This is a genomic window from Massilibacillus massiliensis (genome assembly GCF_900086705.1).
Taxonomy (GTDB): Bacteria; Bacillota; Negativicutes; order FLKF01; family FLKF01; genus Massilibacillus; species Massilibacillus massiliensis.
Map to the genome: position 1 here is coordinate 972,231 of NZ_LT575483.1, position 25,779 is coordinate 998,009.

General features: G+C 40.1%; 25 protein-coding genes. 7 read left to right on the plus strand and 18 right to left on the minus strand.

Annotation, left to right across the window (positions count from 1 at the left end; all coding sequences use genetic code 11):
• Nucleotides 1–19 precede the first annotated feature (19 nt).
• The 7 genes from BN6559_RS04980 to BN6559_RS05010 form a co-directional block, all read right to left on the minus strand.
• Nucleotides 20–1,375: an AMP-binding protein gene (locus BN6559_RS04980; protein WP_110953711.1), complete on the minus strand. Its 1,356-nt coding sequence runs from the start codon at nt 1,373–1,375 to the stop codon at nt 20–22.
• Nucleotides 1,375–2,517, minus strand: a complete 1,143-nt coding sequence (locus BN6559_RS04985; RefSeq protein WP_110953712.1) for a thiolase family protein — start codon at nt 2,515–2,517, stop codon at nt 1,375–1,377. The genes BN6559_RS04980 and BN6559_RS04985 overlap by 1 nt, the downstream gene beginning before the upstream one ends.
• Nucleotides 2,518–2,522: 5 nt before the next feature.
• Complete coding sequence (locus BN6559_RS04990) at nt 2,523–3,056, minus strand: biotin transporter BioY (protein WP_110953713.1); 534 nt, start codon at nt 3,054–3,056, stop codon at nt 2,523–2,525.
• Between the two features lie 20 nt (nt 3,057–3,076).
• Nucleotides 3,077–3,613, minus strand: coding sequence for a hotdog family protein (locus BN6559_RS04995; protein WP_110953714.1), 537 nt, complete (start codon nt 3,611–3,613; stop codon nt 3,077–3,079).
• 266 nt (nt 3,614–3,879) lie between these two features.
• A complete protein-coding gene (locus BN6559_RS05000; RefSeq protein WP_110953715.1) occupies nt 3,880–5,034 on the minus strand; it encodes a M20 family metallopeptidase in 1,155 nt (384 codons plus the stop codon).
• 105 nt (nt 5,035–5,139) lie between these two features.
• Nucleotides 5,140–6,252 (minus strand): o-succinylbenzoate synthase, encoded by a 1,113-nt coding sequence (menC, locus tag BN6559_RS05005; RefSeq protein WP_110953716.1) that lies wholly within the window; start codon nt 6,250–6,252, stop codon nt 5,140–5,142.
• A gap of 65 nt (nt 6,253–6,317) precedes the next feature.
• The gene (locus BN6559_RS05010; RefSeq protein WP_110953717.1) at nt 6,318–7,142 is read right to left on the minus strand and encodes a MetQ/NlpA family ABC transporter substrate-binding protein; all 825 of its coding nucleotides are present in this window, start codon (nt 7,140–7,142) and stop codon (nt 6,318–6,320) included.
• Nucleotides 7,143–7,399: 257 nt separating this feature from the next.
• Between BN6559_RS05010 and BN6559_RS05015 the strand changes: the two genes are divergently transcribed.
• Nucleotides 7,400–8,641, plus strand: a complete 1,242-nt coding sequence (locus BN6559_RS05015; protein ID WP_110953718.1) for an ArsB/NhaD family transporter — start codon at nt 7,400–7,402, stop codon at nt 8,639–8,641.
• An 80-nt stretch (nt 8,642–8,721) separates the two neighbouring features.
• On the opposite strand, the gene BN6559_RS05020 is transcribed toward BN6559_RS05015, so the two are convergent.
• A complete protein-coding gene (locus tag BN6559_RS05020; protein ID WP_110953719.1) occupies nt 8,722–9,030 on the minus strand; it encodes a hypothetical protein in 309 nt (102 codons plus the stop codon).
• Between the two features lie 641 nt (nt 9,031–9,671).
• Nucleotides 9,672–10,244, minus strand: coding sequence for a redoxin family protein (locus BN6559_RS05025; protein ID WP_110953720.1), 573 nt, complete (start codon nt 10,242–10,244; stop codon nt 9,672–9,674).
• 380 nt (nt 10,245–10,624) lie between these two features.
• On the opposite strand from BN6559_RS05025, the gene BN6559_RS05030 reads away from it, so the two are divergent.
• Nucleotides 10,625–11,056, plus strand: a complete 432-nt coding sequence (locus tag BN6559_RS05030; protein WP_110953721.1) for a hypothetical protein — start codon at nt 10,625–10,627, stop codon at nt 11,054–11,056.
• A 119-nt stretch (nt 11,057–11,175) separates the two neighbouring features.
• Here the strand turns inward: BN6559_RS05030 and BN6559_RS05035 are convergent, their stop codons facing one another.
• The gene (locus BN6559_RS05035) at nt 11,176–11,517 is read right to left on the minus strand and encodes a zinc ribbon domain-containing protein YjdM (RefSeq protein WP_110953722.1); all 342 of its coding nucleotides are present in this window, start codon (nt 11,515–11,517) and stop codon (nt 11,176–11,178) included.
• A gap of 168 nt (nt 11,518–11,685) precedes the next feature.
• Between BN6559_RS05035 and BN6559_RS05040 the strand changes: the two genes are divergently transcribed.
• The gene (locus BN6559_RS05040) at nt 11,686–12,306 is read left to right on the plus strand and encodes a lactate utilization protein (protein ID WP_199883752.1); all 621 of its coding nucleotides are present in this window, start codon (nt 11,686–11,688) and stop codon (nt 12,304–12,306) included.
• On the opposite strand, the gene BN6559_RS05045 is transcribed toward BN6559_RS05040, so the two are convergent.
• The gene (locus BN6559_RS05045; protein ID WP_110953723.1) at nt 12,284–13,192 is read right to left on the minus strand and encodes a LysR family transcriptional regulator; all 909 of its coding nucleotides are present in this window, start codon (nt 13,190–13,192) and stop codon (nt 12,284–12,286) included. The genes BN6559_RS05040 and BN6559_RS05045 overlap by 23 nt on opposite strands.
• Nucleotides 13,193–13,305: 113 nt before the next feature.
• Here BN6559_RS05045 and BN6559_RS05050 point away from each other — a divergent pair, with 113 nt between their 5' ends.
• Both BN6559_RS05050 and BN6559_RS05055 read left to right on the plus strand, forming a co-directional pair.
• Nucleotides 13,306–13,764 carry a DMT family transporter gene (locus BN6559_RS05050; RefSeq protein WP_110953724.1) on the plus strand — a complete coding sequence of 153 codons (459 nt, stop codon included), beginning with the start codon at nt 13,306–13,308 and terminating at the stop codon, nt 13,762–13,764.
• A gap of 21 nt (nt 13,765–13,785) precedes the next feature.
• Nucleotides 13,786–14,367, plus strand: a complete 582-nt coding sequence (locus tag BN6559_RS05055) for an LOG family protein (protein WP_110953725.1) — start codon at nt 13,786–13,788, stop codon at nt 14,365–14,367.
• A 137-nt stretch (nt 14,368–14,504) separates the two neighbouring features.
• On the opposite strand, the gene BN6559_RS19630 is transcribed toward BN6559_RS05055, so the two are convergent.
• Nucleotides 14,505–14,633: a hypothetical protein gene (locus tag BN6559_RS19630; protein WP_267886702.1), complete on the minus strand. Its 129-nt coding sequence runs from the start codon at nt 14,631–14,633 to the stop codon at nt 14,505–14,507.
• Between the two features lie 229 nt (nt 14,634–14,862).
• Here BN6559_RS19630 and BN6559_RS05060 point away from each other — a divergent pair, with 229 nt between their 5' ends.
• A complete protein-coding gene (locus tag BN6559_RS05060) occupies nt 14,863–15,432 on the plus strand; it encodes a DNA-3-methyladenine glycosylase I (protein WP_110953726.1) in 570 nt (189 codons plus the stop codon).
• 209 nt (nt 15,433–15,641) lie between these two features.
• On the opposite strand, the gene BN6559_RS05065 is transcribed toward BN6559_RS05060, so the two are convergent.
• Nucleotides 15,642–16,553 (minus strand): 5'-nucleotidase, encoded by a 912-nt coding sequence (locus BN6559_RS05065; protein WP_110953727.1) that lies wholly within the window; start codon nt 16,551–16,553, stop codon nt 15,642–15,644.
• A gap of 381 nt (nt 16,554–16,934) precedes the next feature.
• Here BN6559_RS05065 and BN6559_RS05070 point away from each other — a divergent pair, with 381 nt between their 5' ends.
• Nucleotides 16,935–18,077, plus strand: coding sequence for a GGDEF domain-containing protein (locus BN6559_RS05070; RefSeq protein WP_199883753.1), 1,143 nt, complete (start codon nt 16,935–16,937; stop codon nt 18,075–18,077).
• On the opposite strand, the gene BN6559_RS05075 is transcribed toward BN6559_RS05070, so the two are convergent.
• From BN6559_RS05075 to BN6559_RS05095, 5 genes are all read right to left on the minus strand, one after another.
• On the minus strand, nt 18,047–19,435 hold the full coding sequence (locus BN6559_RS05075; protein ID WP_110953729.1) for a hypothetical protein: 1,389 nt from the start codon (nt 19,433–19,435) through the stop codon (nt 18,047–18,049). The two genes, BN6559_RS05070 and BN6559_RS05075, sit on opposite strands and share 31 nt — an antisense overlap.
• A 188-nt stretch (nt 19,436–19,623) precedes the next feature.
• Nucleotides 19,624–21,009, minus strand: a complete 1,386-nt coding sequence (fumC, locus tag BN6559_RS05080; protein ID WP_110953730.1) for a class II fumarate hydratase — start codon at nt 21,007–21,009, stop codon at nt 19,624–19,626.
• 529 nt (nt 21,010–21,538) lie between these two features.
• The gene (locus BN6559_RS05085; RefSeq protein ID WP_110953731.1) at nt 21,539–22,885 is read right to left on the minus strand and encodes an enolase C-terminal domain-like protein; all 1,347 of its coding nucleotides are present in this window, start codon (nt 22,883–22,885) and stop codon (nt 21,539–21,541) included.
• A gap of 30 nt (nt 22,886–22,915) precedes the next feature.
• Nucleotides 22,916–24,298 (minus strand): enolase C-terminal domain-like protein, encoded by a 1,383-nt coding sequence (locus BN6559_RS05090; protein WP_110953732.1) that lies wholly within the window; start codon nt 24,296–24,298, stop codon nt 22,916–22,918.
• 24 nt (nt 24,299–24,322) lie between these two features.
• Nucleotides 24,323–25,654 (minus strand): MFS transporter, encoded by a 1,332-nt coding sequence (locus tag BN6559_RS05095; RefSeq protein ID WP_110956276.1) that lies wholly within the window; start codon nt 25,652–25,654, stop codon nt 24,323–24,325.
• Nucleotides 25,655–25,779 lie beyond the last annotated feature (125 nt).

Below are 25,779 nucleotides of genomic sequence, written 5' to 3' on the forward strand. Positions count from 1 at the left end.
CTCCATAAAATTACATGATTTACTTTTCTACGAATGATTTTAATTTTTGCAGATCAAATTTCCCTGAATCATTAAGCGGTATTGCATCCAAGAAAATAAATTTCTTAGGAATTTCCAATTTCATAAGATTTGCTTTTATCTCGGAACGAATGTAGTCCTTATCTAGATCGGCATCAGAAACAACAAATGCCGCCATTTCGCTGCCCTTTTTGGCATCATCATAGGCGATCACCGCAACATTATGGATACCCGGTATTTTCTTGATTTCTTCTTCTACCTTAACGCAGCTTATCTTAAAACCGCCCTTATTAATCATCTGCGTCTGTCTTCCTAAAAAAATCAACTGCTGATCTTCAGAAAAATAACCTTTGTCCTCAACTGTGTATGGCATCTCAATTCCCCAGATATGATAGGGTGTATCGACGTAAATGCAGCCATCCTGAATGGATACAGTGACACCGGGAAAAGGTTTACCAACACTCAAGGGATTGTTTAATAACGCTTCATATTCTATATAAGTAATATAATTGAGTTCACTGGCTCCATAATACAAAATGATATTCGCATGGACAAAGATCTCTTTCAACGACTTTGCAACCTTGGAAAACAATAGCTGTGAACCTGTAAAAATCATAGTCACACTTTTGATCGGCTCATGAATGCACTTCTGAAAGGTCCTCAATTTTGCCGGCACAAGATAAATCGCTGTTACCTGATATTCTTGTATCGTCTTCAGCCACGTTTTACACTGAAATACATTCGTTACAAGTACCAAGCCGCCCTCATATAAAACGGAAAGTACCGCATTGAGATTTCCCGTAAAGCTAAAACTGCCATGCAGAAATAGAACAGTTGCAGCATTCAATTGGAAAATTCGATTCTGCACAGGGAAAAAATCCGCCCAACTTTCATAGGTACGAAATAGCACTTTAGGAACATCCGTTGATCCCGAACTTAGTACACCGATGCAAATTTCAGGTGCCACCTGCATTTCTTTATCAATTGAAGTCGTCGATAAAAAAGCATCCTGCACGTTTTGCGTATCAACAATGAAGTCCAATGCGAGTCCTTGGTCAGACAATATATAGCGGATCTGATTTTTCAGGACAAGTTTTTTTAACGCAGTCTGCGGCAAATCATAGTGTGAAATAATCGGTACATTCCCCGATTTTAGAACCGCAAAGAAAGCAACAAGCTGAAATAACAGACAATCTGAGTAAATCAGAATAACGGCATGCCTTGCCGCAATGTTCTCGCCTAAACGCCGCGCTGCAGAATATATCATTTCATAAGAATAGTTTTGCTGATTCACACACAGAAATAGTTTATCTTTATGTTTACGCGCCATGGTTTCTAATAAGGTAAAATAATGCATTACGCTTTCACCCTTTTCAATAAAATTGCCGAACCTACCCCACCTGCGCCTGCAATTGCCGCTACACCATAAAGTCCCTGTGTATACGCGAGCGCTTTTAATAAGTGCAAAGCAATAATTGCACCGGATGCACCATACGGATGTCCATATGCCAACGCACCACCAAATATATTATAACAATCAACAAGCTTCGGATATTTACGTGCAAACAAAACATCAATCACAGCAAAGGCTTCATTGAGCTCAACATTTGCAATATCAGCATAGGTCAATCCAGCAAGCTCCAACAATTTATCCACCGCGCGCATTGCGCCTGCCGGACTATAGAATGGATTCGTTCCGATGGCACAACTTTGGACGATTTGGGCCATCGGCTGTCTTGCATTCTGGTGTAAAAACGTCTCGGAACAAAGTATTACAAACGCCGCACCATCATTGGTCAAACAAGAATTTCCTGCTGTAGTCAGTGATCCTGCCCCTAAGAGCGCCGGCAGGCGATCCAGCAATTTTTGCTGCATCCGTGGCCGGATTCCTTCATCTTTACAACTGCCATACAAAGGAACAATGACGTCGCTGAGTCTAGCATTTTCCCGCGCTGCATTTGCACGTCGATGACTTTCCAAAGTCCAAAAATCCAATTCCGCTTTCGTCATCTTTTCTCTTTGTGCCACGCGCTCCGCACCATGCAGCATAACAAGTTCGTTATTTTCTTCAGGCGAGAATTGTGCCACCATATAGCCGGGATTTTCGGCAACATACCGGGCGTCATCTTTTGCATAGATTCTGCATGGCTGCAACGAGCTGCTCTCAAAACCGCCCGCAATTACTACATCACATTGCCCGCTGCGAATTTTTGCAAAAGCAACATCTATGCTCATTCCAGCCGAAGAACATTGCATATCAATCGTAAATGCAGGAACTTCTTCGCTGATGCCTGCTTTCAATGCCATTAAGCGAGTGATGTTTCCACCTGTCCCAACAGCATTGCCGCAAATAATTTGATCTATCTTTTCTAACTGATATTTTTCTATCAGCACTTTTACTAAAGATGCGCCTAAATCTTCCGGCAGCACATGCTTAAACATGCCATTTTTTAAACCAATATGACTGCGGAGTCCGCCCAAAATATAAACATTTTCCATTTGACTCATCCTTTTTCAGTTGAGAAAACTCTATTTAATTTAACACCTAAATACGCAGCAATTCCAGATTTGACAAGATCGCCGACAATAAAAGGGAACACTGCAACGATGAGCGTGGAAAAAATATCTAAATCTTGTACAAGGCACATAGATAGCATTCCACCAAGATAAATAATAGGCATGCCGATAAAAACATCAACTGCCATATATCGTTTAAAACTATTGGTTTTCCCCTTACATAAACTCATCAACGGCACCGCTGCGAGATAGCCAAAAATAAAACCGCCCGTCGGGCCAAATAATTTACCCGGGCCGGACACCCCGCCGACAAAAACGGGAACGCCAACGACGCCCAATAATATGTACACGGCAAGCGTAATAAAGGCTTGCTTTGGTGATAAAACAAAGGCAATCAGATTTACTACAATTGTCAATGCCGTAAGCATCGCAGCGGTAAACGGCAAGGGTATTGAAATATACGCAGAAACACTTAATAACGCTACGCATATCGCTATTTTTGTTAAAACTCTCGTATGCACTCTACTTCGTCTCCTACTTTTTATTTTATAATCGCTTGAAATACTTTTGCATTGTCGCTATAGCCAATCATGCCGGTTTCCGTACTTTCAAGATATACAGGATCTTCGGCATAGATCGGCTTCATAAATTTAATTTCTATCTCGCGAAACGCAGTGAAATATTGAGCGATCGTTTCTAAAATCAATAAACCCTGTACAACCGGTCTTTCCGTCAAATGAATCGTATTGATATCACCAACCCTTTGAGAAAAGTCATAGATCTCTCGTTTATGAAAAGTCTTCCACGCCACTGCCTTGTCGGGAACACCGCTCTTTTCATCTAAACTTTGAATTGTGACATGCAGAAAAAGAGTCATGCTCAACTTCGCGATCAATTGCTGCTTCGCATCATATACTGCAGCTGAAAGCACCTGAAAACGACTCGTCTCCTTTTCAACCGCGACCTGCGGAACCGTTGTCCGATTTTCGGCATACCGCTGATAGTTTACTTTCGCAATATAACTATTATGATATTTTTCATCTTTCAATTGTGAAAAAGCTTTTGCAAGTTGTATCATAGAACTTCCTTTCTCCTACTCAATTTCCATTATATCTATTCAAAAAACATTCGTCAACCAATATGTATTTATTCAGTTAACGATGAATACATACGCTTACCATCTGCGCAATAATTTAGCCGTTTCCTCTCATCAAATCGGCTTTTAAGCTACAAATCGGCTGACGATCACACTTCTCTCATGATCATCAGCCGATTTTATTTTGCTGTATCAATACAATAAATATCAAGTAAAAGCCAAATCTGTTCCTACGCTTTCACAAATGGTCATGCCAATTTTAACACCGATGCGATCAGTAATTTAGCGCGTTCAAATAAAGAATCTACAATTGCAAATTCTTCTTTGCTGTGATTTCGCCCGCCTTTGACCCCCATTGCACAAACAGTAGGTGCTCCGCTCAGTACAGTGTAGGCTGAATCCGACGCACCGCCAACCGTTTTCGCATACAGTTTGCCCAAGTGATTCTCCTGCGCGGTTTCTTGCACCAAAGAAAATAACTTTTCTACGCCTGCCGTTGTTTCCATCGGTTTAAAGCAAACACCTGCTGTAAGTTTCGTCGTCGTTCCCTGTACATAAGTTCGGCCTGCAATTTCTTGCAACTGACCGCGAAATATAGAAATATCCGTTTCTTTTGTAAAACGTATATCAATCTTTATTTTTGCATAGTCCGGTGTCGCATTGGAAACCATACCGCCCTCGATCACACCCACATTAAAGGAGATTCCCGTCTGCCGATTCGTAAGCTTTTCTATTTCCAGCAGTTTATGCGCAATTTCCACAATCGCACTGCGCCCAGCCTCGGGCTGATTGCCTACATGCGCCGCTACGCCAAAGGTTTCCATGGTAAAATTCGCAACCCCTTTTCGCCCTATGACAAGGGCATCATCCTCAAAACCGGTTTCACAATTGAAAACCGCGCTTGCACCGGCTGCCTCTTGCACGATCACTGCCGCAGCCTCGGAGTTTTGATGCCCGTTTTCTTCATCACCGGCTAAGAGAATCTTAATCGGACGATGCGAAAAATCGACGGATTGCAGTGCCCAAGCCGCATATAAAGAAGCAACTACACCGCCCTTCATGTCAAGTACACCCGGCCCATATGCCTTTCCTTCCTTTATGGTAAAAGGTCTTTTCTTTGCTTCACCTTGTTTAAACACAGTATCGATATGCCCCAAAAATAGAATCGGCGCTTTTTCTCTTTCGGCTCCTATTTCAGCGATCAGCATGTTTCCGGCTTTTGCAAACTCTACAATCCTAACCTCTGCGCCTAACGCTTCTAAAAATTCTTTGATCTTTGCCTGCAGCAGATCAATCCCTGCTTTGTCACCATTGCCGCTGTCATGATTGACGAAATCGCGCCATAAGGTTATCATATCTTCTCTATGTTGGTCGATAAAAGCAAAAGCTCGTTCCTTCATCATCTATCACGCTCCCTTTGTGTCATTTTTATCCAATCGCGCTGAAGCAAACCGCATGTATACGCAAGACAAAATGCAGACAGCCTCTTCACGCCATCTGCATTATTGTCAGCGAACAAATTCTTTTTTCTCTAAAGTGAACCGTTCTACGACTTCCTCAACAGGCGTAAATCCAAGCCCTGCTTGTTCAGGTACTTTGATCATTGCCTGCTGATCAATCCATACGGATGGCGACATAAAGTCATGTTCATAATAACGATCGGATGCCGGAACATCGCCCGGGAACTCGTAATTTGGCAATGAAGCGATTGCAATATTATGCGCACGACCAATTCCGGTGTCCAGCATGCCGCCGCACCACACCGGAATTCCATTTGCCTGACACAAATCATGTATTTTCTTTGCTTCTGTCAAGCCGCCAACACGTGCCACTTTAATGTTAATCGTCTTCATACTGCCAAGCTCAATTGCTTTGCGCGCATCTTCTACAGAATGGATACTCTCATCCAAGCAAATCCTTGTATTTAAAGCTTGCTGCAATTTTGCATGATCGATGATATCATCGCTTGCCAGCGGCTGTTCAATCATGAGTAGATTGAGCTTATCGATTTCTTTAAAAATCTCAATATCTTCTAAGGTATAAGCGGAATTGGCATCCGCCATTAACATAATATCGCCAAACTCTCTGCGAACAGCTGATAAATACGCTAGATCTTTGCCCGGCTTAATTTTAACTTTTATACGCCGATAGCCCTCATGCATATATTGATCTACCACGCGAAGCAGTGCTTCAGGATTTTTTTGAATGCCCAAGCTGACGCCCGTTTCAATTTTTTCTCTGGTTCCACCTAACGCTTTCGCAAGTGAAATGTTTTGTTCCTTCGCATATAAATCCCACAGTGCACAGTCCACAGCAGCTTTCGCCATACGATTACGACGAATCCAGGCAAACGCAGCTTGCATGTTTTCCGGATGGGAAATTTCATCCGTGCTGAAAAGCGCAGGGATCAAAAAGGTATCAATGATATGCCAAGCCGATTCTGTTGTTTCTTCACTATACCACGGAGCCGCCAATGCAGAACAATCCCCATACCCAATATGCTCTTTCGTATGCACCTCGATCACCAGAAATCGTTTCGTCTTCATCGCTGCAAAACTCGTTTCAAACGCTGTTTTTAATGGCATTTCCATCTTACGTAATACAATCTTTTTAATCTTCATGCTATAGCCTCGATATTTTTATTTTATTTCGTTTTCATGCAATACCTTATCACGTTACAGTATGATTAAAATACCGGTATAACCGAACCTTTGAAATGCTCTAAAATAAAGTTGTGCACTGCTTCGCTTTTATATAACTCAACGAATTTTTTTAATTGAGGATTGTCTTTATCCGCTTCTCTTACTGCCAATACGTTTACATAGGCAGATTCTTTCGATTCAACCAAAATCGCCTCTTTTTTAGGATCGAGTTTCGCATTTACTGCATAATTCATATTCACTGCGGCAAAAGTCATATCGCTCAATGAACGAGGGATCTGCGCCGCTTCCAGTTCGATAATCTGCAAATTTTTCGGATTTTCCACAATATCGATGATCGATGGGGTAATCCCGGAATTTTCTTTTAGTTTAATTAGGTTTGCCTCTTGCAGTAACAACAGAGCTCTGCCGCCATTGGTCGTATCATTTGGAATCGCTACTTTATCGCCTTCTTGAATTTCATTCAAAGATTTAATTTTGTGTGAATATAATGCCATCGGTGCAATAATTGTTTTGCCAATATCGGTAATTTTGTAGCCTCTTTCCTTCACTGCATTATCCATAAATGGTTTGTGCTGAAACGCATTGATATCAATCTCTCCATTATTTAAAGCTTCATTTGGCGTAATATAATCGCTAAATTCAACTACCTTGATTTTTAAGCCCTGTTTTTCCGCTTCTTTCTGGAAGAAATCCATAATTTCACCGTTAGCGCCCGGCGTAACGCCAACCACAATCTCTTCCTTCTCTTTTGGTGCAGTTGTTTCTTGTTTTTCATTTCCACAACCTACAAATGCAACTGCCATCGTAAGTAAAATAAGTGCCGATAAAATAATTTTTCTCGTGTTCATCCTATGATCTCCCTCTATAACCTTTATTTCATATATATATTGTATGTTTTATTATCATAAGATTTATTTTGTTTTATGTCAAGCATCTTTTTATGGTTGGACTCATTTTTTTGTAAGTTTGTAAACCATTCCGTCTTTTTGCAAACTTAAAACAAATATTGCACCAGCATTTCTTTACCGCCAGAAGTATAGCACACCGGAATTACTTTTGTTATAATAATGAATACTGCATTTTATAGAATACAAGGTGATTGATATTGACACAACTATACGCTGAAATTATCAATGCCGTCCTATTCGGCATTGTGCTGATTGTTTTTACAATAGGAAAAAGTCCTGTATTTCGAGTTGACCGTGCTGGAGCTGCGATTATCGGTGCAGCTGCCATGATGGGATTTGGCATTTTATCTTTTGATCAGGCAATCAAGGCTATCGATCATCGCACGATCGTGATTTTATTCTCCATGATGGTCATTGTTGCGAACCTCAAAACAGCCGGTTTTTTTGAGCAAACCGGACAAATTATTTTACAGAACGTCCACTCGCGCAAGGCCTTGCTTGGTACGGTGATTTTTATCAGCGGATTTGTCTCGGCTTTTGCAATTAATGATATTGTCTGCTTACTCTTCACGCCTGTGGTGTTATTTATTTGCAACAAAGCAGGCTGTCCGCCTATTCCACACTTATTGGGTCTTGCAATGGCGTCCAATGTCGGCAGCGCACTGACTTTTCTAGGAAATCCGCAAAATATCCTCATCGGCAGTCTATCAAAGCTTTCATTTTTTACGTATTTAAAAACAGCTAGCTTGATTTCTGTTGTAGGTTTAGTACTGATCTACATCTTAATCTGCCACAAATATAAATCTGAATTAACCGGAACATTGGAGAATTTCACGCAAAATGAGATTTACTTTCATCCGTATTTGACCATAAAAACACTCGCAACTTTAGCACTTGTTCTCCTTTTTTATATCGCCGGATTTGACATTGCGATTCTGTCCAGTTTAGGGGCAGCCTTTTTACTGATTACGCGGCGAGTAAAGCCCAACAAGATTTATACCAGCATTGATTTCAACCTGCTGATTATTTTTATCGGACTCTTTATCATTGTCGGTGGTATTGAAGCCAGCGGTTTGCTGACAAAGTTGAATACATACCTGCCGGAAGCATTCATGCAGAATCTGAATTTTTTTGCCTTCATTAGCGTTTTTCTATCCAATATCGTCAGCAATGTGCCTGCCGTTCTGTTACTCCAATATTACATCCAACCGGAGGATGCCTCGCTCAAATGGCAAGCACTCGCCTTGTTTACGACCTTCGCTGGCAACCTTACCATTTTTGGTTCCATCGCCAATCTCATCGTTGTTGAAATCGCCAAAAAACACCATGTGCAAATCAATGCGAGAGAATATTTCCGTATCGGATTTCCGCTTACGCTTCTTTTATCGCTTCTCTGCTTACTCTGGCTTCATCTACTCCAAGCCGCTTCATTTATTTAATTGAAACAATTCACATGTAAAAAAAGACTGATCACCACAATTCACTTTGTGACAATCAGCCTTTTTATTTTTAAATTTTTTTAATTTTCTTTCCCATAACTCCAGTATTTCTTTAAAAAATTAAACTTTTTCGGTTTAATTCCCTGCGCTAATAGTTCCTTGTCTAATTTTGCATAGGTAATCGCTCTATATTCTTCGAATAAAACATCGTCTACAATTTCTCTGACACAGCCGGCAGGCGAAAGATGGTAGATTGCAGTTTCTTGCTCTCGTTTTACAAGCAAATATTCCCCGCCATCCAAATCTGCCAGCAATTGAAAGGTTCTATCTTCCGTTTCAATCTCTGCGGCGATAATCGTATCTTTCGTCGTCCTATAGGTTTTATACATTAATAAGTTCCCTATAACTTCGGAAACTATATTTCATTCCATATGAATAGAGCCGATTTTTTCCGTTGCATGCGGCGAGAATGCCGTCCCGCCACATGCCAGTGTGCATCTTTAGGTCCAGTTTATGACTGCCGTTTACTGATCCCAATTTATATTCCCCCATCCTCATTCTGCAGGCGGTTTCTTCTAACTGCTGACACGCAGATAGAAGAAACCAACATGCAGTTTGTTTCAGGGGAAATTAAAAAAGCGCATGCGAGGGTTTATCCAACCTACACACGCGCTGCTTCGTCTTTTATTGCATGCTGACGTTAAGCTCCTGCCAAAAACTTCAACTCTATCACACGAAGCGCACTCTTACCTTGTTTTCAAGGAAAAAGCACGGTATAATAAATTGTCGTCGTAGACAGTTCGCTGTTACGTGTAGGTGCCGATTCACCTGCGCGTGCCTAAGGGTGCTCCACCACTCTCAGGACACGGCGACTTTTTTAATTTCCACCTATTCCTAATTATATTACATTTCCTTGGGATTGCAAGCAAAACTAACCATAAAGCTGTTTTTTTATACAAAAAACCAGCTTTAAAAATAAGCTATAAAATGATTAAAATTTACTTATCATTGTTAAAGCTGCAGCTCTATTTTACTTGGTGCTATTTTTTAATAAATCCAAAACTTCATCAATGGTAGGCATGTCAATACTATTCTTTGCGTAATGAACATAACGTACTGTGGAATCGTCTTCTATTAAAAATAAAGCAGGTAACTGTTGCTCATTGCCTTCATACTTTCCATGTACAAACCCCAATGCCTTAACTTCTTTACGCTTTTCCTCCAACCTCGCAATTTCTGCGGAAAGCTTAGGCATCCGTTCTTCTTTAGAGCCTGTTGCAGGAACTTCAAGCGTATGATAAATTTCCATAGCTGTATCACAAATAATTGAAAAAGGCAATTTTGTATCCTTCAAATCGTTGCGCACATTGACCGGTTCACTCTGCATCACAACAAAAATTTGCGTATTTAAATCGAGAAATTCTTGATAGCGCATAGCGAGCATATGAACATCATAACGACAAGTCGGGCATCCAATATATCGCAGTACCCAAAAAATCGTTCTTTTCTTGTTTTTCAGAACAGACTCTATTGTTTTTCCGTTTTCATAGGCTGTATTAAATGTAAAATTTGGCATTTTGTCACCAGCAACTAATCTTGCCATACTATCGCCTCCATAGATTAAAACTATTTTTTATCTTGCATCTTTTCAACATATATTCACTATTGAATCGTATAGAAAGTATTCCACTCTTCTTTATCATAAAAGATTCAAGGTAAAAGGTAAAGCACGCTGGATATCGCTAACAAAAACAAAACAATTGACAAACATCTCTTTATAAGATAATATAATTGAATAAGCTTTTTTTACTTTACTATATAGGTGCTATTAGGATGAAGTCACTTGCTTAGTTGTTAGCGAGATGGGTTCATTTTTTTTATACGTGATGAAGAATGCTTAAATATTGAAATGTTGGTGATAAAATAATTAGTATCGTAATATCCTTAATACCACTATTTTTTATCAAATTAGTGGATTGCGCGTTGAATGTTTTCAAAACAATATTTGTATGTAAAGATAAATACTTTTCTGCTGCTATATGTGCTTCTCTCAGTGTTGTATTTTTCGTATATGCTTCACAGCAAACTGGTGAATATGTCTATGTAGCGATATTCTTAGCTACGTTTTTGGGTAATTATCTTCCGCCTAAAATATTAAATTACTTAGGTAAAGATAAATTATTCGTATATGAAGTAACATCGCAGAATCTCGAATCCGGTAAAGCTTTTGCGGATCAATTAAAAGCACATAATCTGCAGCTGAGCACAAATGTATGCTTTAATAGCGAACAAAAAAAAGTAATCGCTTTAAAAGTTTACAGCAACTCGAAAACTACAAGCAAATTAATCGAAAACAGCATACCTGCTGATTTTAAGTATAACATTATAACGCCGTTATATTCGCGAGGAATATAACCAAAATACTTCGTGTATTATCTAAAAGAAGGTGTCGCATAAATAAAATGCGGCACCTTCTTTTTCTGCCTTGGCCTCTCCTGGAAAACTACGTTCCGAAGGATGAAGCAAAGATATAATTACGCCTTTTTTACGAATTCAGATTTTAGCTGCATTGCACCAAAACCTTCAATCTGGCAGTCAATATTATGATCACCATCTGATACTAAGCGAATTTTTTTCACTTTCGTACCAGCTTTTAACGCGGAAGATGCACCTTTTACTTTAAGATCTTTTACAATGATAACAGCATCACCGTCTTGCAAAACATTTCCGTTCGCATCTTTTACGATAAATTCATCAACTTGTCCACTTACATCATTTGCACTCCATTCATGTGCACATTCTGGGCAAACAAACAAGCTTCTATCCTCGTAAGTATACGCAGAATTACATTTAGGGCAATTTGGCATATCACTCATGTATCTTTCTCCATTCATTATGATTTGTTCAATATCGTATCATAAGTATCTCATCTTGACAACTTTAAGGGGAATTTCTCGCTTTACACTCCGAATAGCACTCTACTGCAATTTTTGATATGATAGAGTTTATGGATGTGCATTATCACGAAGCTATGGAGGAGAACGATGATGGATTTTGACATTGCCAAATTGATCAAATGCTTTCAGCAAAATAATATTGCCGGTTATTTCGTAAATGACAAAAAAGAATTACGCAATTTATTGCTCGATTTCATTAAGGATGGTACCTCGGTTGGCTGTGGGGATTCTGTTACGCTTGAACAATTGGATGTTTTTGATTTTTTAAGAAAGCGAGAACTTATCTTTTTAGATAAGTTCGATCCTTCATTGTCACGAGAAGATAAGCAAGCACTCTATCGGAAAAATTTTAGTGTTGATACCTTTATTACAGGAGCAAATGCCATAACTGCCGACGGAAAGATTTTCAATATTGATGGCAACGGCAGCCGTGTAGCGCCTATACTTTATGGACCGAAACAAGTAATCATTGTAGTTGGCACAAATAAGATCACCCCTGATGTGGATTCTGCGATCAAAAGAGTCAGACAGATCGCGGCTCCTTTAGATGCAAAACGGTTAGGGAAAAATCCCCCCTGCACTTTACTCAATCGTTGCACAGATTGTAAACATAAAGAAAGAATTTGCAATGATTTTGTTTTAATAACAGGCCAGTTTGTCAAAGACAGAATAAAAGTAATCATCGTTAATCAGGAACTTGGATATTAGACCCGTGCATCAATTCTATAAAATTGCGAGCCGCAGTAGAAAGCGGCATATCTCTTTTGATAACCACCCCCAATTTCCGCAGTGGTATTTCCTCTTGCAGCTTTAGCTTATACAGAGATTGGCTTTCCAGCTCTTTTTGTACGTATTCTTCCATGACACAAGCTGCCCCCATCCCTTTGATCGTAAACGCAACGATCAAATCCAAATTACTTAATTCAATCTGTGGCATCAACTCAATGCCTTGCGAAAAGAAATATTCATCGATATACGCTCTCGTATTGCCTCCTTTTTGCAGCATAATCAGCGGATAATTTTTTGCAAGTGTATGAACGGAGATCGGTGTATTACATAAAAACTTATAATGTTCTCCAACAACAAAACAATCCTGCACGTTTAAGGCACTGATGATTTCAAATTGATCATGATCAAGATGGTCTAGGTTGATAATCCCCAGGTCAATTTTCCCCATATTGAGCAACCGGGCTATTTCTTTACTGGACTCGTCTTTGACTTGAAGATAAATATCGGGATAACGCTCGTTATATTGACTGATATATTCTAATACAGCATATTTGCAAACCGCGCTGCAAACTGCCAATCTCAGTTGTCCGGCCGTCATTTTTTTAAGTTCTGAAAATTTCTGTTCCCCTGTCTGTATCAAACTATACCCCTGTTCAATATAGCGATATAAGACCTCCCCTTCAGTCGTCAGAGATACCCCTTTTGCATTTCTATAAAATACTTCACCACCCAGCTTTTTTTCAAGCTGTTTAATGGCTTGACTGACCGCGGGTTGTGATGTGTATAATGCTTTTGCCGCTTTAGAAATGCTGCCCATTTTTGCAGTTGTATAAAAAATTCTATAAAGTTCTAAATGAATTGACATATAATATTTTAATATACCTCCTATATAAAATAGCTATTTTACTTATATAGTATAACTTATTATAATTTAGGAATCCAGTAAGTGCAATATACACACTAAAAGGAGGTACAGATGTGGCATTATTCTATTATTATTCTCTTGCACTGATTGCCGGAATGGCTCTGACATTACAAGTAGGATTCAATGGACAACTTCGCACGATCGTTGGTGATCCTATTTTTTCTTCTTTTATCAGTTTTCTTGTTGGTACAATTGGTCTGGGATTGCTGTTTTCTTCATTGTTAAGCGGTACTTATCCACTTGTCGATGGTACGGCGATGTTGAAAGGGATTCGCTGGTGGATGCTGATAGGCGGACTGCTAGGCGCTTTTTACATCTTTGTTACAATTTTGGTTTCCCCAAAAATCGGTTTTGCAAATATGTTTAGCTTAGTAATTTGCGGGCAAATTATGCTGTCCGTTCTATTTGATCATTTCGGATTTTTAGGCAATGAGATTCATCTCCTTACACCACAGAGAATGCTCGGAATCCTATTTCTCATCCTCGGCGTTTATATGATACAAAAATTTTAATGATTATTAGGAGGTTCATGATTGAAAAGAATCTGTGTATACGCAGGGTCTAATCTAGGAAACAGACCTGAATATAAAAATTGTGCAATACAATTGGGTAAAATCTTAGTGCAAAACAAAATTTCACTCATCTACGGCGGCTCCAAAGTAGGATTAATGGGTGAACTGGCAAACCAAGTACTTGCAAGTAGCGGAGAAGTGATCGGCATAACGCCTAAAGGTCTTTTTCCAAAAGAAATTATTCATGAAAATCTTACCGAACTTATTGAAGTCAAGGATATGCATGAAAGAAAGCATAAAATGGGCGATTTAGCCGATGGCTTTATTGCATTGCCCGGCGGAGTTGGAACCTACGAAGAATTATTTGAAATGCTTAGTTGGGCACAACTAAAAATCCATCAAAAACCGATTGGTATCCTAAATACAGCTTGCTTTTTTGATCCTTTGATTGATATGATACAGCGAACAATTCAAGAAGGATTTATGCAGCCGGCAAATGTCCAGCTACTGTTGATCGATAAAAGTCCCGACCACCTTATTGATCAAATGAAAGCATATACACCACCGGACTTAGGTATCAAATGGCGTGCGTTAGAACGCTAAAAAGCGGGTGATTCTCTAGCGTTTTATTTCATTTCACCCCTTTAATTCTTGGATATACAGCATTTTATCTTTAAACCCTACACGGATTTATTTACATTGCGAATAAAATCGCATATAATAACCATATACTATATAAACTAAAAACGCCCTGATTCTCCAGGACGTTTCGGTTGAGTAGGTTGTTGACTACCTGCTAAATTCATCGCAAGTGCTGCAATGAATTTAGCAAAAACTACTGGTTTGAACTTGCCAATCTCTAACTGCACGGTATCACCTCCTATTCAGTTATAAGGACGTAGTTGCTGCTGCGTCCTTTATTATTATATCTTAATATTTCCATTTGAGACAGCTGAATTTTCGAGCTGTCTTTTTTATATGAATGAGGTAAATTACATCGACAAAATGAACTTCATATTTTATAGTAATAGGAACACACACATTTTTCAAATACACATTCTTTATGTCTGGCTATTAAAATTTGGGAGGATTTGCGATATGACAAATGAGATTATCCGCTGTGATTGGGCATTAAAAAACAAACTGGAAGAAGAATATCATGATACAGTATGGGGTATTCCAGTTCATGATGATAGAACACTGTTTAAATTCCTAATCTTAGAAAGTAAACAAGCTGGATTAAGCTGGTCAACCATTTTAGCAAAAATGGACACGCTTTGCGCCGCCTTCGATGCCTTTGACCCTGCACGCCTTATTCACTATGATGATGAAAAGATCGAGATGCTTTTGCAAAACAGTGGAATCATTAGAAATCGTCAGAAAGTGAACGCCGTAATCACTAATGCCAATGCCTACTTTAAACTCTGTGAAGAATTCGGCTCATTCGATCATTACTTGTGGTCTTATGTCAAGCATCGCCCTGTCATCAATGCTTGGACGCGAATAGATGAGGTCCCTGCGAGTACACCGCTCTCCGATACGATCAGCAAGGATCTGAAAAAACGTGGGTTCAAGTTCGTTGGCACCACTACAATTTACGCATTTATGCAAGCCATCGGAATGGTAAATGATCACTTAACTTCTTGTGCCTTTTATCATCGTTCATAATCTTAAAACGAAGCTAAACTTATAAAATAAAAAGAGAATCATTACGCAATGAAACGTAATGATTCTCTTTTTATTTTATTTAGCATGCAAAAAAATTTTTCATCCAAATCTATTATCAATTTATATAAAAATTCATTTTAATCTCTATTCATTCACGAGCCTGATTTTTCTTTACAATCTTACAAACATACTATGCCAACGAACGAATGTTATGCCTGTTTATAAGGTACTCTTGCCGAAGGCACGATCTTTGATACTGCATCAATATGTATCGGCTGATCATCAAAGAATATATTTGCACCAAAGGCCTTCAGCACTTCACCCTTTTCGATCCCGCCCAGGAAGAAGACTTCATCAATACGAATATTCCATGCACGTAAGGTTCTGATCACGCGTTCATGTGCAGGTGCAGGTGCATTTCTTGCCGTGACAAGCGCAGTTCGGATCGGAGCATCTTTAGGATCGAAGTTTGCTTGCAGATACGAGATCGTTTTCACAAGTTTCGCAAACGGTCCCTCTGGTAAAGGATTTTGTGCATTTACCTTTTCATGTTCAGCAAATGCTGGCAGTCCCTGACTTTTGTATATACGCTCTGATTCATCAGAAAATAGGACGGCATCACCATCAAAAGCTATTTTTATCTGCTTTATAGCGTCTGTTTCATCGAACTGCATATCTTTCTGTGTACAAATTAGACCAGCCGCGATGTTCGCATTAATTGCTTTCTGCACATCTTCTTCATTTGCAGATAAAAATAAATCTGTTTTGAAAGCATCAAGATAAGGCGCTATTGAATTTCCACCAACAAGTGCAGCACGGCTAATATCTAATCCATAATGTTCGATTGAGTTAAAGATTCGCAGACTTGTATCCGCGCTATTTCTAGACATAATGATGATTTCGGTCAATCTTCTACCTTCAACTAAAGCGTTCAATTTATGCAAAGCCTTAATAAGCGGGAAACCCGCCCCTGGCTTTAATACATCGTTTTCATGTTCTATTTGATACGCTGAATATGCCTCCAGCCCTTGACCTTCATAAATTTCATTTTCTTCTTCCAGGTCAAAAAGAGCCCGTGAAGAAATCCCAATCACAAGCGTATTCGAAAGATCTAAAGCCATATCACTCATCTCCTGCTTTATCTTTTGTACGATCTAAGAAAAGTATAATGTATTTTCCTCTATTTAACAATCTAAAGCTTAAACCAAAATTGACGCATCATCTACATTTAAATTGGTAATAATTAACTAACTTTCCCTTCTCCATATTATATGTAGACATCCATTTTTCACATGCGCTGGCGGTTCTTCCTGTCCTATTGCTTAATTTTACCTTTGAGCAAAATCACTGCACCCAGCAGGACTTTTTGCCTTTTATAAGAATAAATTGACTAAATAGCCAAATATAGAATGATAGCATTGCGAAGTTCACTAAATCTCCGCCACTTCGTTACACATTTTTCCTACCCAAACTACAACAAATTTAGATGGAGGAACACAAAATTGCTGCAAAATACACCTTATACCTTTTCACAAATCAATCACTGTGATTACTATAATAGCCATTGGAAAAAAGACGTGAAACTGCTCCTTCTTTATATCGGAATGATTTCGGGTATGACAATTTTAGGGTTGTGGCATGACTTCATGCTAATATCCCATGAGCAATCTGCAATAAATAAATTTACCAAACTTTGCTTATATAATTTTAAAGGAGCCACCCTTCTGATCTCACTGCTTTTCGCATTATGGCTTGTAAACAATCTAAACAAACAAGCACACCCGCATTATGCGAAATATGTTTTCATCTGGGAGCTATGCATTGTTTTCATCGCTATTTTCTCAAACCTAAACCGTCCTCAGACGTATTACCTCACCTCAGTTATCGAAATTCCCGTGATTCTTTCCATGTATTTAATCATTCCTCAATATAAACGGATACTCCGCATTCTCCCTCCCATCATATTCAGTGTTTCATTAGCCTGCATCTATATGTTTTATAAAACGTCCCCGCAAATTCTTGGATTTAGCACTTTATATATGGGACTGTTCTTTGTAAATTTGATCGGAATTTATTATGCAGATACAATGTATGCAAAAGATTATCAACTTTTTCAGCTTTCAAACATTGATGCGCTCACTAGACTATACAATCGGCGATATTTTCAAGAAAAATTACAAGAAAACTGGCTATACTGCCTGCAAAATAAAAAGCCGCTTGCAATTTGTTTATTAGACATTGATTATTTTAAAAAATTAAATGATACTTATGGGCATCCATACGGTGATGAGGTCTTGAAAAAAGTAGCTGCTGAATTAGTAAAAAAAACTACACTGCCCAATGCTTTTGTTGCTCGTTATGGCGGTGAGGAAATTATCGTAAGCGCGACTTCATGTACACTAGATGCAGCTAAAAATCTAGCAGAGACACTCCGTTCAAGCATCGAATCCTTAAAGCTCTCTCACGAGACCTCTGAGATTTGTTCGTGGGTTACTGTAAGTATTGGCGTCTCATCTATTATTCCTACCGAAAACACCATGCAAGAAGTCCTGCTCCAGCAAGCGGATTTAGCATTATATAAAGCCAAAGAGCAAGGAAGAAATCAAGTAATGACTTATATATCTCCTTGTCCCAATGGATCATAGGTTCTGAAATAATCATAAGGATAACCTTCATACAAATTTACATATTTTAATTGACGTTTATCTTTATTAAGAATTTCCAAATAATTCATCTGTTTTGTTGTAGGCATAAAAGTAGGCGTAATGGTAATCTCTTTTTCAGTACCATCTTTGTCACGTAAAGTAAACACAACTTGATGTCCCGCAAACTCCGTTTCCATCAAGGTTTGATAAAAATACATTCCTTCAGTTGCTTTCCCATTTATTGCAACAAGCTGGTCGCCTGCGGATACATCATGCAACTCTTTAAAATCATCTCGATCAACGGATGTGATAAAATAAGGCGCTGTACTCCAATTCGCTCTTCCTTCTTGCTCTGTTGAATTATTTTTAGGCGTCATGTCCCATTTCAATCCATAGGAATATGTCCCATATAAATCGGTATATACATTTCTTAAATAATACGCCCACATATTTAGTTCATATTGCCCCTGACTATGTAATTTATCCGACGGTTTCATCGATTCATAGTTTATAGAATTGAGTCTCGTATAGCTTACACCAGTATACTTATCCGTCACAGTACTGTAATGATATATTTTTTTGAATAAATTTAAACTTACAAGTGTACCATCTTTTTCTTCTTTTAATTCTGACCATATATAGGGATACATATAGGTCTCATATATATGGTTTGTATCCTCAAATGATCCCGTTGTCCAATCATTTGAAAACTTTGCATGATAATAATCGCTATTGCTGAATTTTCCTAAAGGATAATAATTTGCTTGATAAATTAAAGCTGGCGCAATATCTGCTGGCTTTTTATTCGGAATAAAAATTCTAAATTCTGTCGCTTTATCGACTCTTTTTACATATTCCTTGGCATCATCTATTGCATGCACAGAAGCAATAAATTTTAACGACTGTAATGCAGTACGCTTGATATCTTTGTTATCAATTTTTCCATTACTCAAATGCATACGAACAGATGCGGTCTGGACCTTCTGCAACTGCTCTTCCAATTCGACTGAAACCTTGTACCATTTTTCCTGCAATCCCGGAGGTAAAGGATCCTTTCTCGCTTCTTCCATGATCGTTAATGGATAACTGGTTCCATCCAAAATTAAATCTACATTCATATTTTCACTATTTGCTCGGCTGGTAGCTATGCGCAGAGCACTATATTGTTCCCCATCTGCTTTAAAAATCCGATTAAATTCAACGGCAGGATCTTCGCCAATTCTCCCTGCATAAAGAATAACCGTGCCATCATTTTGCACATACTCAAAGACCTCAGGCAAATATTCCTTAGCAAACCCAATTTGCAAAATAAAACATAACATTAAACACAAGACTGAGCTCACACATTTTTTTACCATAACACACCTCTTTCCATATTTTATTATATTTCTCTATCATCAAAGAAAAACCTACCAGATGAATACATCATTTGCTAGATTTTGACGAAAAAGGCATAACTAGCAGATACAAATACTAGTTATGCCTTTTCTATGCACATCAATGGAATAATTCTATTGATGCTAAATTTTATTTGTCAGCTAAACAATCACTCAGGCTTTATCAGATGATTTACATCCATGTAACGATCATAATCAGCTTCGTTCACGTACCCGAGTGCTAATGCAGATTCTTTTAATGTGATGCCCTCTTTGGCAGCTTTTTTGGCTATTTCAGCCGATTTATCATAGCCGATTAAAGGAACTAACCCGGTAACTAAAATAAGGGATTGATGTAAATGATGGTGTATCGTTTGCAAATTAGGTTCGATGCCAACAGCACAGTTATGATTAAATGAATTTATGCTATCACTCAATAATCTTATGCTTTGGATCAGATTATACGCGATAACTGGCATAAATACATTCAATTGGAAATTCCCTTGACTAGCCGCAAAACCGATGGTTGTATCATTGCCAAAAACCTGGGTGACAACCATCGTGAGTGCCTCTGCTTGCGTTGGATTTACTTTGGACGGCATGATAGAGCTGCCAGGTTCATTCGCCGGAATCGTGATTTCACCAATTCCACAGCGCGGGCCGCTGGCCAGCCAACGTACATCATTGGCTATCTTCATCAGATCAGCTGCTAGCGCTTTTAGCAAACCATGCACAGCAACAAGTTCATCTTTACTGGACAAAGCTTGAAATTTATTCGGCGCCGTTTGAAAGTTTTCCTTTGTTAATTTACTAATTTCAGCTGCAACTTTTACAGCAAACTCCGGATGAGTGTTAATGCCGGTACCTACAGCGGTTCCCCCCATGGCTAAATCACGTAAAAACTCGACTCCGGCCAGCAGCATTTCTTTGTTTCGTTTTAACATCCTTACCCAGCCACTGATTTCTTGTCCCAAAGTTAACGGCGTAGCATCCATGAGATGGGTACGTCCTATTTTTACAACGTCCATATACGCTGACGACTTTGCTTCTAATGTAGTAATTAAGCCATCAATCGCTGGAAACAAATTCTTTTTGATTAGCGTCAAACCAACAACATGAAGTGACGTTGGAAATATATCATTTGAACTTTGCGAACGGTTAACGTGATCGTTCGGATGAATATCGATAGGATTTCCCTCTTCTGCTAGGATTTGCATTGCCCGATGGGCAATCACTTCATTCGCGTTCATGTTAAACTGTGTTCCGCTTCCAGTCTGCCACACCGCCAAAGGAAAATGTGCATCCAGTTTGCCAGCTTCTATTTCATCACACGCTTTTATAATCGCATCTGCACGAACAGCATCAATTAATTTTAATTCTTTATTCACATGAGCGGCAGCAGATTTTAAAATGGCAAAAATATGTACCAATTCTATCGGTATTTTTTCAGTGCCAATTTGAAAATTTTCATAGCTGCGTTGTGTTTGAGCGCCCCATAATTTATCGACCGGTACCTTAATTTCTCCAATAGAGTCTTTTTCTACGCGATATTCCAAAATAACCACCCCTTAAATAAATTTATTTTTAGATTCATCAGAAACTAAACTTCTTACTAAGTTTACAAATTCTCATACAGAAACAAAATTCCTGCTAAATCAATGTAATTTTTTACACCAATAAACAAGCTTTCACGTGTTATTTTGCGAAATTCACTGCTCCGTCGCTTTGAATCCGCTGAAAAATTATCATACTGGATTGTCTATTAAATTTTACAATTGAAAATTTATGCTTCCAGCTTTTCATCTCATCATCAGTTTCAACAAAAGCATCTAAATTATACGCTATCAACAATTTTTCCTATACACCCCTCAGATAGCATGCCGCATTTTCTACAAATCCTTTTACAATATCTGTTGCAGAGTCTGCAAAAAACGTTATGTAATGTACACAATCCCCTTCTTTATATCCTTACAATAAAAAACTCTGAACAACAATCTAATTCCTTAGAAGTTGCCCAGAGCAAATTTATATCCTTATTCATAAATATTAGATAGAAAGAATCATGCATTCATCTTTTGGTTTTTATCAACGGACGAGGCAAGGACGCTTCGGATCAAACTTCCAGCCCGGGATTAAACATTGCATAGCTCTGGCATCATCACGCGCCCCAAGGTTATGTTTCAAATAAAAATCATGTGCCGCTTCAATTCTTGCCATATCGATCTCAATGCCAAGACCCGGCTGCTCCGTCACTTTGATCTTGCCATTGACAATCGGCATTGGTTCTTTGGTCAGACGTTCCGTGTTTTCCTGCCAAATCCAATGCGTATCCAGCGCTGTGATATCACCGGGTGCTGCCGCCCCGCACTGTGCAACCATAGCCAGCGATATATCAAAATGATTGTTAGAATGTGCGCCCCACGTCAGCCCCCATGCATTGCAGAGCTGTGCTACGCGTATCGCTCCCTGCATCGTCCAGAAATGTGGATCCGCCAGTGGGATATCAACCGAATGCAAAACCATCGAATGTCCCATCTGCCGCCAATCCGTTGCGATCATATTCGTTGCAGTCGGCAGCCCCGTTGCCTTTCTGAATTCCGCCATGATTTCCCGGCCGGAATAACCATTTTCCGCACCACAAGGATCTTCCGCATAAGTTAAGACATCGGTTTTGTTCTTACAAAGACGGATAGCCTCCTCCAAAGTCCAGGCACCGTTAGGGTCCAGCGTTATTCTGGCATCCGGAAAAGCTTTTTTCAAAGCGGTTACCGCTTCAATTTCTTCATCTCCGGATAAAACACCACCTTTTAATTTAAAATTTTTAAATCCATAACGTTCATAGGATGCCTGTGCCAGTTCTACAACAGCTTCCGGCGTCAGCGCTTCTTCATGCCGTAGACGCAGCCAAGCATCTTTTTCATGTTCTTCGCTAAAATACGGCAAATCTGTCTTTTTGCGATCACCAACATAGAAAAGGTAGCCCAAAAATTCTACTTCGTCACGTTGCCGACCGGTACCTAACAACTCGGCTGCCGGAACACCGAGATATTTTCCTAATAAATCAAGACAAGCGGCTTCAATCGCGGTAACTGCATGAATCATTGTCCGCAGATCAAAGGTCTGCAATCCGCGCCCGCCGTCATCGCGATCCTTAAAGGCTTCCCGAACATCATTTAAGATATGATTATAAATGGCAATTGGACGCCCAACAACCAATTCTCTTGCATCTTCCAGTGTCTTGCGAATTTTTTCACCGCCCGGAACCTCTCCAGCTCCGGTATGCCCCGCACTATCCGTCAAGATCACAACATTCCGGGTGAAGAAAACACCATGCGCACCACTGAGATTGAGCAACATGCTGTCACGACCAGCAACCGGAATCACTTTCATATCTTTTATCATCGGTGAGCTTTCTTTACGATTGATATCCATGATACAACGCTCCTTTTTTGCTTCTATTTTTCAGATGGTATGCGTAAATGCTGCTTTTTTTGGATCATACTTCCAGCCGGGAACCAGATATTGCATCGCCATTGCATCATTTCTGGCACCTTTTCCATATTTCTGATACAATGCATAGGCTTTTTCCACCGCATCCATATCGATTTCAATGCCAAGTCCCGGTGCCTCCGGTACTTTGACAACGCCGTTTTCCAGCTGCAGCGGGTTCTTCGTCAAATGCTGCGCACCTTCCTGCCATATCCAATGTGTATCAATCGCCGTGATTTCACCGGGCGCTGCAGCCGCGGCATGCGTAAACATCGCCAGCGATATATCAAAATGATTGTTAGAATGCGACCCCCAAGTCAGTCCCCATTCATGGCAGATCTGCGCCACACGGACGGTTCCCTGCATCGTCCAAAAATGTGGATCTGCCAGCGGTATATCCACAGCCTGCAAAGCTATGGTAGGCCCCAGCTGACGCCAGTCGGTCGCAATCATATTCGTTGCTGTCGGCAAACCCGTTGCCCGCCGAAACTCTGCCATGATTTCACGTCCGGAGTAGCCCGGTTCCGGCCCGCAGGGATCTTCTGCATAGGCCAAAATATCTGAGCGGCCTTTACACAAGCGGATTGCATCCTCAAGCAGCCAAGCACCATTTGGATCAAGCGTGATTCTGGCGCTCGGGAAAGCCTTTTTCAGTGCAGCGATAGCTTCAATTTCCGCTTCCCCGCTCATCACACCACCTTTTAATTTAAAATCTTTAAATCCGTATTTTGCCGCAGCAGCTTGTGCCTGACGAACAATATGTTCCGGTGTCAACGCTTCCTCATGACGAACGCGGTACCATTCATCTTGGCTATCGGCTTCACAAAGATAGGATAAATCCGTTTTATTTTGATCACCAACATAGAAAAGATACCCCAGCATCCGCACTTCATCTCGATGGCGTCCATCTCCCAAAAGATCCACAACGGGCATCTCCATATATTTTCCCAAAAGATCAAGCAGCGCCGCTTCAATTGCCGTGATTACATTATCCGTCCGCAGATTGATTTCATGCGGCTGTTTCAGTACAGCTGCCTCGGATTCGGAAGTTACTTTGTGCACGATATTTTTTGCCTGATTACTACCTTCGCCCAGAACGATTTGACGAATATCACGCAAAATATCACGATAACGTCCGATTTCTTTCCCCACCACCAGCTCCGTTGATCGTTCCAGTGTCTGACGAATACCTTCACCGCCAGGTACTTCCCCAACACCGGTATGCCCGGCACTGTCTTTCAAGATAACTAGATTGCGGGTAAATATCGGCGCATGTGCTCCACAAAGATTGAGTAGCATACTATCATGACCTGCTACCGGAATAACATCCATTTTTGTTACAACTGGCATCGTCATCCAAAATGCACCTCTTTTTTTATTTTAATTTACTTTCTTCAATTCCACCCGGTGGATATCACCAACAAGGAAAAGATAGCTGAAAGCAGCAATCAAACCATGTACAACCGTAAAGACAAGCGCCCATTCAAAAGACCCTGTTACTGCTACAATATAGCCAATGGCAATTGGCGTCGTAATACTCGACAAATTACCGCACATATTAAACAGTCCGCCAGCCAGACCGGCAATTTCCCGCGGAAAAGTATCCGAACCAACAGCCCAGCCCAGCGCACCAAACGCTTTGCCAAAAAAGGAAAGTGCCATAAACAAGATAACAAGCCCAATAGAATCTACATAATTGCAGCCGATCATCGCCATACTGAGCAGCATACCGGCAACAATTGGCAGTTTTCTTGCCACTGATAAAGAATACCCCCGATGTAGCAGAAAATCAGAAAATACCCCACCGGCAATCCCGCCGCCAAAACCACAAAGTGCCGGAATTGCTGCCGCAAACCCTGCATGCAGGATATCCATACCTCTCGCCTGCACAAGATACACCGGAAACCAGCTGATGAAGAAGAACGTTAACGCATTGATACAGTACTGTGCCAGATAGATACCAATAAACATACGGTTGGTAAGCAATTGCTTGATCAAAGCTAAATTCGGACCAGTTTTTTTAGCTTCACCGTCTTTTTTCATATCCATGCTGACAAGGCCGCCGCCTTCTTCGATATAATCGACTTCAGCCTGATTTGCCATCGGATGCTCTTTGGGATCATAGATAAATTTCAGCCAGAAAAAAAGCATAACAATCCCTGTTGCTCCCATGACGACGAATACATGATGCCAGCCAAAAGAATGTACAATCCACCCCATGAGCGGCGCAAAGATAACGGTCGCAAAATACTGCGCAGCATTAAAAATGGATGATGCCGTACCGCGTTCCTGTTTTGGAAACCAAGCGGCTACAATGCGGGCATTCGCCGGAAAAGACGGTGCTTCAAAGGTAGCCATAAGATAACGAAAAGCAAATAAAACAGCCGCTGCAGTAACCCCGGTAAAAAATACAGCGCTGCCCTGCAAGGCAACCGATAAAGACCAAAAAACAAGACAAAACGCATAAACTCGTTTGGAACCGAATCGATCAAGGAGCCAGCCACCAGGAAGCTGTGCGACAACATACGCCCAGCCAAACGCAGAAAAGATATATCCCATCTGAATACTACTCAGGCCCAGTTCTTTCTGTATTGCCGAACCGGCAATTGAAAGCGTCGCCCGATCAGCATAATTTACAGCTGTCAACATAAAAAGGATGGCGACCACCAGCCAGCGGACATTTGTTTTTTTCCTTGGGTTTGGTCTTGTCATGGCTGCACTCGCAGGAGTCTCTATCGATAGGCCTTGCGGAGTCTTCGTTTTTTCTGAAATCATACTTATTTCCTCCAACTCTATTCTAAGTAGATATCTGATAAGTATTGTGTACCTTGTCAAGG

Coding starts and splice junctions, on each gene's coding strand:
- BN6559_RS04980 (WP_110953711.1), bottom strand. CDS start 1,375: ATGCATTATTTTACCTTATTAGAAACCATGGCGCGTAAACATAAAGAT.
- BN6559_RS05010 (WP_110953717.1), bottom strand. CDS start 7,142: ATGAACACGAGAAAAATTATTTTATCGGCACTTATTTTACTTACGATG.
- BN6559_RS05060 (WP_110953726.1), top strand. CDS start 14,863: ATGACAAATGAGATTATCCGCTGTGATTGGGCATTAAAAAACAAACTG.
- BN6559_RS05075 (WP_110953729.1), bottom strand. CDS start 19,435: ATGGTAAAAAAATGTGTGAGCTCAGTCTTGTGTTTAATGTTATGTTTT.
- BN6559_RS05065 (WP_110953727.1), bottom strand. CDS start 16,553: ATGGCTTTAGATCTTTCGAATACGCTTGTGATTGGGATTTCTTCACGG.
- BN6559_RS05000 (WP_110953715.1), bottom strand. CDS start 5,034: ATGATGAAGGAACGAGCTTTTGCTTTTATCGACCAACATAGAGAAGAT.
- BN6559_RS05045 (WP_110953723.1), bottom strand. CDS start 13,192: ATGTCAATTCATTTAGAACTTTATAGAATTTTTTATACAACTGCAAAA.
- BN6559_RS04995 (WP_110953714.1), bottom strand. CDS start 3,613: ATGATACAACTTGCAAAAGCTTTTTCACAATTGAAAGATGAAAAATAT.
- BN6559_RS05025 (WP_110953720.1), bottom strand. CDS start 10,244: ATGGCAAGATTAGTTGCTGGTGACAAAATGCCAAATTTTACATTTAAT.
- BN6559_RS05090 (WP_110953732.1), bottom strand. CDS start 24,298: ATGACGATGCCAGTTGTAACAAAAATGGATGTTATTCCGGTAGCAGGT.
- BN6559_RS05035 (WP_110953722.1), bottom strand. CDS start 11,517: ATGAGTGATATGCCAAATTGCCCTAAATGTAATTCTGCGTATACTTAC.
- BN6559_RS05040 (WP_199883752.1), top strand. CDS start 11,686: ATGATGGATTTTGACATTGCCAAATTGATCAAATGCTTTCAGCAAAAT.
- BN6559_RS05095 (WP_110956276.1), bottom strand. CDS start 25,654: ATGACAAGACCAAACCCAAGGAAAAAAACAAATGTCCGCTGGCTGGTG.
- menC (WP_110953716.1), bottom strand. CDS start 6,252: ATGAAGATTAAAAAGATTGTATTACGTAAGATGGAAATGCCATTAAAA.
- BN6559_RS04985 (WP_110953712.1), bottom strand. CDS start 2,517: ATGGAAAATGTTTATATTTTGGGCGGACTCCGCAGTCATATTGGTTTA.
- BN6559_RS05020 (WP_110953719.1), bottom strand. CDS start 9,030: ATGTATAAAACCTATAGGACGACGAAAGATACGATTATCGCCGCAGAG.
- BN6559_RS05085 (WP_110953731.1), bottom strand. CDS start 22,885: ATGGATATCAATCGTAAAGAAAGCTCACCGATGATAAAAGATATGAAA.